This window comes from Chitinophaga sp. (assembly GCF_017745275.1).
Lineage (GTDB): Bacteria > Bacteroidota > Bacteroidia > Chitinophagales > Chitinophagaceae > Chitinophaga.
This window is the reverse complement of record NZ_JAGHZS010000005.1, coordinates 25156-37053: the sequence shown is the minus strand read 5'-3', so window position 1 is coordinate 37053 and position 11898 is coordinate 25156. Positions and strand designations below refer to the sequence as shown.

Below are 11898 nucleotides of genomic sequence, written 5' to 3'. Positions count from 1 at the left end.
TAGATAGGCCGGCAATTTATAGCACCCGGCTGACATTAGGAAATTATATTGCGATATATTTCCAATGAATCAAAACAGTTGTTGTAACACCGGATCCGTATAATCTGCCACAAATGCGATGATATTGTTGTAAGCATCGAATTCTTCCCGTGTATGCATGGTAGTGAGCACTACCGCTTGCATGCCTGCATTTGCCGCAGCTTCCACGCCTTTAGGCGCATCTTCAAACACAATACAATTGGCGGGTGTAGCGCCCAGTAAAGAGGCACATTTCAGGAATACTTCCGGATTCGGTTTGCTGGTGGCTACATCGCCGGCGCTTACTACCGCCTTCAGGTAATGGCGTAAATCCAGGTTATCCAATACGTAATTGATGTTGAAAGTGTTGGCAGCAGAGCCAATGGCCATTGGAATGTTGCTGACAGCCGCCTTTTCCAGGAATGCCGGCAGCCCTTCAATCAGCTTCAGGTGGGGACGGAAAGCTTCCTGGTATAGTACTTCTTTCTCATGCGCAATTTCCTGCATTTGTTGCGGGGTAAAGTGGGTGTCCCCGAAGATGCGCACCAGTAACTCTTCATTCTTGCCATACATATGACTTCTTACAATCTCCCGTGGCAGGTTGGCGCCCAGTTTGTTGAGCATGTTATACCATCCTTCGAGGTGGTATTCCATATCGTCAATCATGGTACCGTTGAGGTCGAATATAAATGCTTTTTGCTGCTGGTTCATTGTGCCTTTTTTTGTAAGGCGCAAAGATACACGGAATTTTTAAAGCAGTTAGCTTTTAGCCCTTAGCTATTAGCAAATGCAACGAAGTCCAAGAGTGGATGATTTTCATTGCATTTGCTAATAGCTAATGGCTAACCGCTATTCCAGCATTTTCTTCAATCCTGCTTCGTAGTTGCCTATTTCCGCGGCCAGTGTATCCACCAAAGGTTTGCGGCTATTTTTATCTCCTTCCAGTATAATGCTCCAACGTACTACGGAGCTGTCCTCCTTATCCGGCTGGGATTCCACGAGTGCAGTAACAGTAGCCTGGGTAATACCGTTGGGTAAAGGAGACTGTATATTGAACACAAAGAATTTATAGGACTCATGTACCTGTTCTATCACATCGCGGCGTTTACGATTATCCGTGAACGTGATATCCCGGTAGCGAGTTTCTCCTTCAGTAACAATTTGTACATCTTTGATCATGCCATTTGAGTAATCCTTTACCTGTGGCAGGTTGCGGATCACCCGCCATATTTTTACGGACGGCGCCTTGATCACCGTTTCATGTGTATAATCAGGAATGATTTTCTTAGCCGCCTGCATTTGCGCCATGGCAGCAGTGCTACAACAGATTAACAACAGTATCCATAACTTCTTCATAACTCAATATAATTACAGGTGATCTATTTATTTACCAAAAATTTCCGCCAGCTTTTGACTCAGTTCTTCTCCACGCAAGTCTTTAGCAATAATTTTCCCTTCTTTATCGAGCAAGAAATTGCTTGGTACCGCGTTAATATTATACTCTTTAGCCACTGCATTTTTCCATCCTTTCAGATCGCTGACGTGTGCCCACTCCAGGCCATCGTCTTTAATGGCTTTCAGCCAGGCGTCTTTCTTATCGTCCAGTGACACGCCGAGGATTTCCAATCCTTTGCTGTGATACTTTTCGTAGTTATCCAATACGTTCGGATTCTCTGCGCGACAGGGACCACACCAACTGGCCCAGAAATCGAGCAGCACGTATTTGCCACGATAGTCAGATAATTTGACTGGTTTGCCTGTTGTGTTGTTTTGACTAAAGTCCATTGCCGTCACGCCAATCGCTGTTTTCTTTGCAATAGCTTCCGCTCTCTCCATGTCTATCTTCTTTTGCTTTGCTTCCGCCAGCCAGGGAAATTCTTTCGATAAGCGGCTAATCTCCGCCAGGATCAGATCTTTGTCTTTACGGGGATGCAGGAAGTCCAGTGCGTACATTAAAACCGGTGTATGCTGGTTCATTTTTACCAGCAGTTTAATACGTTCTGTCATATCATCAAACAGCCAGTTAAACTGTTCCGTTAATGCATGCTCCAACGCGGTATCCTTCGCCAGGGAGGCTTTGTATTGCAACTGTCCAACCTGGATCATGTTCTGGTAATTGCGATAATTAATAAAGTTCACCTGATTGATGAGATCATTTTCCTTACTGCCTTCAATAAATACATAAGGTGGATTTTTGATTTTAATAAATGCAGTATCCTCTCCACGAAAATCAATTTTCAGGTTGTCTTTACCGGCCCATATGGTGAGACGATCTTCCTCAAATTCGTTGAGGATATAGAATTGTGGCCGGGTAGCATCGATTTTCACGCTATAGGTACCGTCCGCCTTCAGGTGAATAGTATCTATGGTTACGCGGTCATCGCCCACCTGTTTCTGTACCCGGAATGGGAATTTCTGTTGTTGTTCTGCCGAAGGCGGAAACTTAATTTTACCGCTTACGGTAATGAATTTCTTTGCCTGCTGTGCGGAGGCTGCGGTGGCAAAACCTGCCATCAGCAAGAAGATGCTGGTTAACTTGCTTTGATACTTCTTCATTTGTATGTAGCTGTTTAGATAATGTTAGTTATTGGATCGCCTGCAATGGAACTGCCTCTGTTACTTTACCCTCTTCTTTAGCCGGCTTTTCTGCAGGTTTCACGCTGCTGCCAAAAAGAGATGCCAGTTTCTTTTCAATTTCGCCGGAGCCGTCGGGATTAAAGCCTACTTCTTTCATCAGGATAACGCCATCAGGACTGATCAGGTAAGTAGTGGGAACACCTGTAATAGCAAAACCTTTACCGGCAATGTTGATATTATCCAATGCCTGCTTCCAGGGATTGTTTTCAGCGGCAACTGCTTTCAGCCAGTCGCTTTTACTTTTATCGATGGAGATGCTGTAGATATCGAAGGGCTGATTTTTATATTGCTGGTATACTTCGCGCATGTGTGGAAACGACTGCCTGCAGGGGCTGCACCAGCTGGCCCAGAAGTCGATCAACAGGTATTTTCCTTTGAACTGGCTAAGCGATAATGCCTTGTCCTTTTCATCCGGCAGCGTAAAGTCTTTCACTTTTTTTCCCACTGCGGAGTTTTTAATTCCCTGAGAAAACTCTTTGAATTCCTTCGCTTCTTTTGTTTGTTGCATTTTGGGAGATAGCTTCGCATACAATAGTTCCTGCTCTTCCGGGGTCGTATTCTCCCGGGCATCTGACAGGCTAAATACGGAAGCGAAAGAATTAGGATGCTCCTTTACCAGCTTTTGCAGTAGTGGAACAATATACTTCTTCTGTAATGCTTTTTGTCTGGCTTCAAAAGCGGCGTATTTGGGATCATCTTCCTGCATCCAGGGTTGTCCGTATTCCTTCTTCAGTTCTTCGCTGATCTTCGTCCATGCGGCCTCTTTTTCCTTGCCGTAAGCCTGCAGCAGTTCTACTGCCTCGGAGCCTTTTATAGTAGAGGCATCCATCCCCCCGTTTGCCATATCTGTAGTCACGGTGTAGGTGATGGGCTCGTCCATCAGGATACCGAAGGGCCGGTACATTTGTCCTTCTTTCAATACATATTCCGGAACGAGCATCAGGAACACCGGCTCCTTAAAAGGAATTTTAAAGGCATAGTGACCATTTTCTATTGTCGCAGAATCATTATACGTACGCGAATAGATATACATTTTGTTGTGTCCCTTCAGGTCACCTGCGATGGTACCCTGTAATGTAATCTGTGGCTGGGTTTGGGCGTAGCTGGCCATGCTTATCAGCGTGGCGGCTATAACGCCGGAGATTTTTAGCTTTTGCATTTATTTATGTTTCCGGTATGATGATTAATAACCTGCATTTTGTTTAATGAGGCCGTTTGTGATATCAATTTCGTGTTGCGGAATGGGCCATGCATAACGGTTGGCAGGCATTTGCGGATTAGGCGCCGTATTGGTGCGGATGGCATCATAGCGGGCAAATCCCTCAAAAGCCAGTTCCCATTTACGTTCCTGTAGTATTCTGCTTACAAGAGCTGCAGGCGTAGCAAAATCGGCTGCGGTATATACTTTCGGCGGTCCTTTTTTTGAGTAAGCGCGGGCAAATACCTGGTTCAGTAAATCAATGGACGTGTTGTTTATCCCTTTGGTTTGCGCCAGGGCTTCTGCCAGCGTAAGCATTACTTCCGGCAGGCGGATCATTGGCACGTTGTCCCTGATATTCTGATCGGTGAATTTGCGCATTATGGGATGATCAGACAACATCAGGCTATCCAGTCGTTCATCCCCTGAGGTGTAGCTATTCAGGAATTCCGGGATGGGATTACTAAAACCATAAGCATAGTAAATGCCATTATTATCATTAGAGCGGGAAGATTTATTGAAGCTTTCCGGGAAAGCAAACAATATTTCTGTACTCAGAGAGTAGCTACCCTCGCTGGTATAGTGATCCGGCCATAGTGCCCAGAAGGATGGTTGCAACTGATATACGTTTCCAGTCAGGGCTGCCTGTGCATATGTGGCGGCTTTATCATACGCCTGCTCATACAGGCATACCCTTGCAGCCAGGGCATTGGCGGCTCCTTTAGTAGCCCGGCTGGCCTGATTAAGGGCATCGCCCCGGGATACCGGCAAATCCGGGATAGCTGTATCCAGGTCTTTGAGTATCTGCGCATATACTTCTCCGTTGGTGGACCGGGGAATATTCTGAGAACCATCATATCCGTCAAAAGGATCCAACCGCAGCGGTACGCCCATATTTCCGGGCTTATTCTGCAGTGCCCCATCTCCGTATAGTCGTAATAGTGACAGATAACAGTAAGCCCGTATAAATCTGGCTTCTGCAATGAATGCAGCTTGTTTACCTTTATCAAACTGCGCATATTTGGGCAGTTGCCCTATGATAACATTACACTGGTTTATGGCCTGATAGGGTTTTTCCCAGAGGGAGGAATATTGATTGTCGCGTGGGTCTATAGTCCCTTTCACCACATTCTGATCGAAGGTAGCGGCAACACCGGCACTGATATCACCTAACTGATAATTATTCCCGGCTACAGCATCCATCATGGTCAGGTAAGTACCTGCCAGATAGCCGTTTGTTGTTTGTTCATTTTTCAGCAGTTCCGATTCTACCATGGTACCCTCCGGCTTCAGATCCAGTTGTTTACTACAGGCGCTCATCGTCAGTAGCCATGTAAACAGGCTTATATGGTGCATATATTTTTTCATATCCAGCTCAGTTTATAATGTTAAAAAGAAGCCTTTATGCCGAGCCTCCATGTACGGGGAGAAGGCATAGTAAGTTCATCAAATCCCATATTCAGGGCAGAAGAACCATAAGCGCTCACCTCTGGATCCAGTCCGGAATATTTGGTCAGGATAAAGAGGTTGTTTACTTCTGCATATAATTTCAATGCGGTAAATACCCGTGTACCTTTCAACTGCCGGCCATTGAAGCTGTATCCCAACAACAGGCTGCGCAACTTCACAAAGGATGCGTCTTCCAGGAAGCGGGAATTCTGGCGGTCCAGCGTATAGTCGTACGAGGTGCCGAAACCAACCTGCGAGTAATTGGATGCATTGATCAATGCCGGGACATTGGTTTGCTGACCAGGTGCTTTCCAGTAATTCAGCAATTCCGCAGACAGGTTATACGTGCTATTGGCAAAGAAAGAGCTGCCGAGATAGCTATACATAGCCGCTTTGGCACCGTTGTATATTTTATTACCTGCGGAGAATGAGAAAAAGCAATTCATTTCCCAGCCTTTCCAACCAAATGTATTACCCAATCCGCCAAACACCACAGGCATCGCATCTCCCATGTACTTCCGGTTTACATAAGGCTTATCGGGATATTGCTTTTGTATAGGCACTTCGGATACTTTACCGGTGCCATCCGACCATTGTGGTTGACCATTAGCGGGATTCACACCTACCCAGTCATACAGGTAGAAGGCCGTAGCAGAGTGTCCCACACGCCAGAAACGGGCGCCGGTAATTTCATTTTCTGCTGCCAGCTGCTCTTCATCAATCTGATGCAGGCGTGTAACCGTATTACGGTTGCCGGATATATTAAAGCTGGTATTCCAGCGGAAATTTTTTGTATTCACATTCTGACTGTTGACGCTGAACTCAATACCTTTATTGGTCAGGTCTGCGCGGTTTTGCTGCTGCATATCAAAACCCATAAAATAAGGCAGTGCAGACTGCAGGATAGCATTAGCTGTTTGGCGGCGATAATAGTCGATAGCACCGCTGACACGGCCCTGCCATAGGCTATAGTCGGCACCGATGTTCCAGGTAGTGGTACGTTCCCATTGAAGGTTAGGATTAGCAGGCTGCTTATTATCAATCGTAGGCACGTTACCGTAAGTAGCACCATAAACGCCAATGGCATATTGCCCCTGGTTTCCATAGTATCCATTGCCACCGTCGTTACCTGTAAACCCTACGCTGGCACGCAGTTTCAGCTGCTCGATAACTTTTGACCCTTTCAGAAAATTCTCTTCACTCAATGCCCATCCCAACGCGAAAGAAGGGAACCCAACGTAGCGGTGGTTAGCAGAAAAACGGGAAGAGCCATCGAGGCGGTAAGTAGTCCCAACAAGATATTTATGTTTGTATTCGTAGTTAATGCGACTCAGGAAGGATACCTGTGCCCATTGCTGTTCCAGCGAATTGGATACTCTTTTATCTGTGGCAGTGGCAATGCTGAGCATATCATCGTTCATAAATCCACGTCCATTTACGCTGTTGGTATTCTCTACTGACTTCTCAAAGCTTTGTCCCAGCATGGCGCTGATGGCATGACCATCACCCACTATTTTATTGATATCAATGCGGTTATTGATCACCCATTTGCGAAGTTGTTGTTGTGTTTCGGTAGCGGAGCCCCCGATATTCTGCGGACGGTCTATGATGCGATCATAGGCGCGGGAGCTGATCCAGTCGATTCCTACATCTGAATGCGCGGTGAGCCAGGGTAATATTTTCAGATCGGCAAAAACATTACCCAGCACCAGGTTGTCGGTGTTATAATTTTTACCGGTGCGCGCCTCTCCCACCGGGTTGGATACATTTTCCGGTCCGGTTGGGTTGTTGCCGTATAACCAGTTGTATTTGGTGCCGGTGCTATCGAATACACTGATATTCGGCGCTTTCTGAATAGCGTTGCGATACACATTTTGCGCACTGAGGGCGTTGTTCAGCGTTTGATTCAACGTCATACTCACACCTACTTTCAGTGATTTGCTCATCTGGTTATCGAAGTTCACCCGACCCTGGTAGCGGGTAAGTTCATTATTGATGATATATGACTGGTCTTTATTATAGCCCAGGCTCACATAGTAGTTGGTTTTATCTGTACCTCCGCTCATGGACACCACTGCATTAGTACCCCAGGCATTGCGCACTACCTCATCGAGCCAGTTGGTGTTGACGTTGGTCGGGAATTTATAATTTAACGGCGTATACCAGTTACCGCTGGTAGCTTTACCAATAGAATCTTTTTGCCGGAATAATTCTGTATAAAAATCTCCGAATTGCTTACCGGTCATGACAGCAGGCAGTTGCCGTGGCTTGCTGAGAGAGGAACTCACCTGAACGTCTACACGCATTTTTCCTTTCGCTCCCTTTTTGGTAGTAATAAGGATTACGCCGGCGGAGCCACGGGAGCCGTAGATGGCAGTAGAATAAGCATCTTTGAGTACTTCTACTGATTCAATATCATCCGGGTTGAGGGTAGCGAGTGGATTCTTTTCAAAGGTAGTAGGTTGCCGGTATTCATTGACCACCTGGTTGCCGCCGAAAGCAAATTCCGGGGAGCTGCCTTTGTTATAGTCGACCGTATTGAGGTTGGGGTCAATGCCATAAATAGGCACGCCATCTACCACAATCAATGGGGAGTTGCCACTGCTGTTGAGCGTACTGATACCTCGTATGGTAATATTGGAAGCGGCTCCCGGCACACCGCTGGAGGGTGCAATGAATACGCCAGGCAGTTTTCCGACCATGGCCTGGTCGATGGTGAGCGGGGATTGTCCCGGTTCTTCACCGGCTTTATAAGTAGCTACAGCTCCCAGGAGGCTTCGCCTTTCCTGTACGCCGTATCCAATAGTTACTGCCTCAGTCAGGCGGAGTGCCTGTATATATAATGTGACGTCCCTGCTGGTAACTGCATCGGATAATACTTTCACGCCAGGCAGTGTAACCGCGCCATAGCCGATGGAAGTAAAACTCATGCTATATGTGCCGGCTGGCAGGTTGATTTCAAAAGTGCCGTCGGGGTTGGTAACGGCATAATATTTCGTGCCCGTTACTTTTACCGTAACACCGGGTACCGGTGCTCCTTGCGGACCTTCTCTGACTACTCCCTTTATTTTGCCGGGACCTGTTTGCGGGATGGCCAGCATGGTGACTTTTGCAGGTGCAGGCGCTTGTTTGATGATGAGCAGCACGCCATTTCTTTCTACATACTTCAATGGCGTATTGGCCAATAAGGCATCCAATACATTAGCCAGTGGCTCGTTTACAAATTTTAATTTTTTCACCTGGTAACGTACCAATTCCTGGTTATCATATCCGAAGGAAAGATGATACCCTGATTCCAGTTTTTTCACGCAGGAAGCGAGTGATTCGTTTTCGAATTTTTCAGTTACCCTTACCTGCCGTAATAGTTGGCTATATCCTTTACTGGCATACAGGAGGGTGAAACCTCCCAGTATAAAAACAGTGACCATTACGCTCCATCTCATAAGACCTGGTATAAAAGTTAGCGTAAGCGATTTTTGCATATATTTGGTTGATTTTAGTGTTAACTAAATGCATATAACAGTCATCAAGCGTGTCTGCAAATCACTGCCTGACTGTTGTATAACTTTCTAAAAACCGTAGCTGCTCCAACAGCTGCGGTTTTTTTTAGCTGTTAGCTGTTAGCCATTAGCTGTTAGCAAATGCAGCAAAGACCGGCATTTGATTACATCCGCTGCATTAGCTAAAAGCTAATAGCTAACAGCTATACTGAACATAGCTATCGCAAGGGATGGTATTGTTGGTCCATCCCGGTTTTATTTTGGTTGCATCCTCCTTGTATGCGTATTAGTTTTTACGGTGTATAGTAATTTCTTTTTCTTTTATATCATATTGTAAAGGGTGTATCGTGCTTATCAGATCCAGCACCTCCGTAATTGTTAATTGGTTGCTGCATCGTAAAGTATATTCGTCTTGCTTCATCTCTGCCGGATTAAACCGGATATGTACACCATACTGATTTTCCAAAATGAGGGCCAGCTCAGCGAAACCGGCCTGTGACAAGCTGATCATGCCCGTGGCCCATTCATTTATTTGTTGGTTATTGACTTTCGATTTCATGTACTGCTGGGCCGAACGGCTAAAGGTGAGCTGATCATTTGCACTGAGTACATCCAGTCCTTTTTGTGCATGTGATACCTTTACCATACCGGTTTTCACGGTCACCTGCGTTTCATCGAGGGTACCGTAAGCTTTCACATCGAAAGAAGTACCGAGTACCTGCACATTGAGTTCATTGGTATGTACTTCAAACGGATGTTTTGCATCAGGTTGTATGTCAAAGAATCCTTCTCCGTCCAGCTTCACCGTACGAACAGCACCAAACTCCTGCGGGTATTCCATCCTGGCGCCGGCATTGAGCCATACGCGGGAACTATCGGGCAATACCAGTTCCTGTTGTTGTCCGGTAGCCACCTGCACAATGATCATGCGATGCCGGGGTTGCCAGTTATTGACGAACCACCATCCACCGGTGAGCGCCATTCCTGCTATCACTGCTGCCGCTATCCACCAACGTTGCCGCATCTTCACCACGGGTGCCGCTGCCGGCTCCAACTGAGCATGGATCTGCTGAAGCAGATCAGCTTGCAGCTGCTGCCGGTGGGCTTCATCCCGGAATGTATGCATAGGTTGTTCGGGCTGGTGATCATACCAGTCCTGCAGCCATTGCAGTTCTTGTGGAGTACAGGTTCCGGTTTCAAGCCGCTGGAGGATCTTTGCTATTTTATCTTGAGCATCCACGCTTTTAACCATTTGTAGTATTAAAGACACCCGTGCAAAACGGTAGTACTATGTAAGGAGAAAAAAAAATTATTTGTAGCGCTGTAGCCTGTCTTTCAATCTTTTCAGTGCAGAAGTGAGCTGATTTTTTACGGTTTGTCCGGAGATACCCAACTTCGTGGCAGTTTCCTGTACTGACAGGCCATCCCGGCGGCTAAGTAAATATACTTCTTTCATTTTGTCGGGCATATCGGCAATGGTATTGGTGATAATATCCTGAATTTCCGTAAAAGAAAGGTGGTCATCTGCCGAAGGCAAAACAGGTGTGGGAAAATCAGCAAATATATCCAGGTGTTTCTGGTAATGCTGGCGGTGGCGGAGATGATTGAGCACACGATATTTGAGCGAAATAAAAAGGTATGCATCCAACTGTTGCCGGATCACAATTTCCTTTCTCTTATGCCAAAGGGCTACAAACACTTCCTGTAAACAGTCCTTTGCGTCTGCTTCATTTTGCAATCTGGCATAAGCCGCGATGTATAATTTCTCCCAGTAACGGTGATACAATTCATCGAAGGCAGTTTTATCATCCAGTAACTGCATACGTTCCAGCAACGCGGTATCCGGCAAGTGCATCAATCCCCAAAACGTTTTAACGTAAATATATGTAAAAGCGTTTCAAAAAAGCAAGGTGTATTTAGTGTTAGCCAAAGCACTACAGGTTGTCTCCAGAATCAACCACGAGTTTTGCCGGATAACAATTCATACCATGAAACAAGTTTTAACCGCGCTGTTTTTATTTTCTGCCAGCGCCACCATGGCGCAATCCGGCACTTATCATGTTACCCGGACCTTTTCCGTACCGGGAGATGGTAAGTGGGATTATATTGCCCTCAACCCGGTAACCGGGCATTTATATGCCGCGCATGGTACCGTGGTGAACATCCTTGATAAAAAAACCGGCCAGGCGGTTGGGATTATCGATCATACCACCGGTGTACATGGTGTAGCTTTTGCAGAAAAGTTCAAAAAAGGATATACCACCAATGGTAAGCTGAATACCGCTACCGTATTCGATATACAAACCAACAAAGTACTGGGCGAAGTAAAAACAGGTGAAAAACCAGATGCCATCCTGTTTGATCCCTTCTCCCAAAAAATTATTATTTGTAATGCCAATAGTGCCAGTCTCACCGTTGTGGATCCTGCCAACGATCAGGTAGTAGCCACCGTAGCACTGGGCGGTAGCCCTGAAACAGCGGTTACCGACGGGAAAGGTAATCTTTATGTAAACCTGGAAGATAAAAGTGAAGTAGTGAAGGTAGATGCCCGCACTTTTACTGCCGGCCCACACTGGGCGCTGGGCAAAGGAGAAGCGCCTACTGGTTTGGCCATAGATGTGGCTACTCACCGGTTGTTTTCCGGCTGTGATAATAAACTGCTGGTAGTGCTGAACACCGACAATGGCAAGGTGGTTACCTCCCTTCCTATTGGTGACGGCTGCGATGGTGTAGCATTTGATGCAGGTACCCACACTATCTTTGCCTCCAATGGCGAAGGCACCTTATCTGTAATAGAAGAAATAAACGCCGATAAATATGTCTCCCAAAAACCTACTCCTACCCGTAAAGGAGCCAGAACACTGGTAGCAGATCCACAAACGCATCATGTATACCTGCCCGTAGCTGACTTCCTGCCGGCCAAAGGCAGTGCCAAAGCGGAAATCGCGGCTGGTACCTTTAAGATACTGGAAGTAGGCAAGTAGTTGGTTCGTAGGAATTACTTATATTTGAAGATGTGACTTTCTGAACCGTGTAAAACCTGCAAAAAGCGGACTAAACCTACTTAACACCACGGTTTAGTCCGCCCACTCAAAA

The 11898-nt window shown here is 46.3% G+C and carries 9 protein-coding genes; 1 reads left to right on the top strand and 8 read right to left on the bottom strand.

From position 1 onward, the window contains the following. Window positions 1-69 precede the first annotated feature (69 nt). The 8 genes from J7623_RS15220 to J7623_RS15185 all read right to left on the bottom strand — a co-directional run bounded on the left by J7623_RS15220 (window position 70) and on the right by J7623_RS15185 (window position 10657). A complete protein-coding gene (locus tag J7623_RS15220) occupies window positions 70-729 on the bottom strand; it encodes an HAD family phosphatase (RefSeq protein ID WP_291921610.1) in 660 nt (219 codons plus the stop codon). A gap of 138 nt (window positions 730-867) precedes the next feature. Then, complete coding sequence (locus J7623_RS15215; protein WP_291921607.1) at window positions 868-1374, bottom strand: hypothetical protein; 507 nt, start codon at window positions 1372-1374, stop codon at window positions 868-870. 27 nt (window positions 1375-1401) lie between these two features. Further along, on the bottom strand, window positions 1402-2574 hold the full coding sequence (locus J7623_RS15210; RefSeq protein ID WP_291921604.1) for a TlpA disulfide reductase family protein: 1173 nt from the start codon (window positions 2572-2574) through the stop codon (window positions 1402-1404). A 28-nt stretch (window positions 2575-2602) separates the two neighbouring features. Next, on the bottom strand, window positions 2603-3814 hold the full coding sequence (locus J7623_RS15205) for a TlpA disulfide reductase family protein (protein WP_291921602.1): 1212 nt from the start codon (window positions 3812-3814) through the stop codon (window positions 2603-2605). Window positions 3815-3838: 24 nt separating this feature from the next. Next, window positions 3839-5221 carry a RagB/SusD family nutrient uptake outer membrane protein gene (locus J7623_RS15200; protein WP_291921600.1) on the bottom strand — a complete coding sequence of 461 codons (1383 nt, stop codon included), beginning with the start codon at window positions 5219-5221 and terminating at the stop codon, window positions 3839-3841. A 20-nt stretch (window positions 5222-5241) separates the two neighbouring features. Then, window positions 5242-8745: a SusC/RagA family TonB-linked outer membrane protein gene (locus J7623_RS15195; RefSeq protein WP_291921597.1), complete on the bottom strand. Its 3504-nt coding sequence runs from the start codon at window positions 8743-8745 to the stop codon at window positions 5242-5244. Between the two features lie 343 nt (window positions 8746-9088). Next, window positions 9089-10042, bottom strand: coding sequence for a FecR family protein (locus J7623_RS15190; protein ID WP_291921594.1), 954 nt, complete (start codon window positions 10040-10042; stop codon window positions 9089-9091). A gap of 69 nt (window positions 10043-10111) precedes the next feature. Then, entirely contained in the window at window positions 10112-10657 is a 546-nt protein-coding gene (locus tag J7623_RS15185) for an RNA polymerase sigma factor (RefSeq protein WP_291921590.1), read from the bottom strand. A gap of 133 nt (window positions 10658-10790) precedes the next feature. On the opposite strand from J7623_RS15185, the gene J7623_RS15180 reads away from it, so the two are divergent. Then, entirely contained in the window at window positions 10791-11786 is a 996-nt protein-coding gene (locus tag J7623_RS15180) for a YncE family protein (RefSeq protein WP_291921588.1), read from the top strand. Window positions 11787-11898: the final 112 nt, after the last annotated feature.

Coding starts and splice junctions, on each gene's coding strand:
- J7623_RS15220 (WP_291921610.1), bottom strand. CDS start 729: ATGAACCAGCAGCAAAAAGCATTTATATTCGACCTCAACGGTACCATG.
- J7623_RS15215 (WP_291921607.1), bottom strand. CDS start 1,374: ATGAAGAAGTTATGGATACTGTTGTTAATCTGTTGTAGCACTGCTGCC.
- J7623_RS15210 (WP_291921604.1), bottom strand. CDS start 2,574: ATGAAGAAGTATCAAAGCAAGTTAACCAGCATCTTCTTGCTGATGGCA.
- J7623_RS15205 (WP_291921602.1), bottom strand. CDS start 3,814: ATGCAAAAGCTAAAAATCTCCGGCGTTATAGCCGCCACGCTGATAAGC.
- J7623_RS15200 (WP_291921600.1), bottom strand. CDS start 5,221: ATGAAAAAATATATGCACCATATAAGCCTGTTTACATGGCTACTGACG.
- J7623_RS15195 (WP_291921597.1), bottom strand. CDS start 8,745: ATGAGATGGAGCGTAATGGTCACTGTTTTTATACTGGGAGGTTTCACC.
- J7623_RS15185 (WP_291921590.1), bottom strand. CDS start 10,657: ATGCACTTGCCGGATACCGCGTTGCTGGAACGTATGCAGTTACTGGAT.
- J7623_RS15180 (WP_291921588.1), top strand. CDS start 10,791: ATGAAACAAGTTTTAACCGCGCTGTTTTTATTTTCTGCCAGCGCCACC.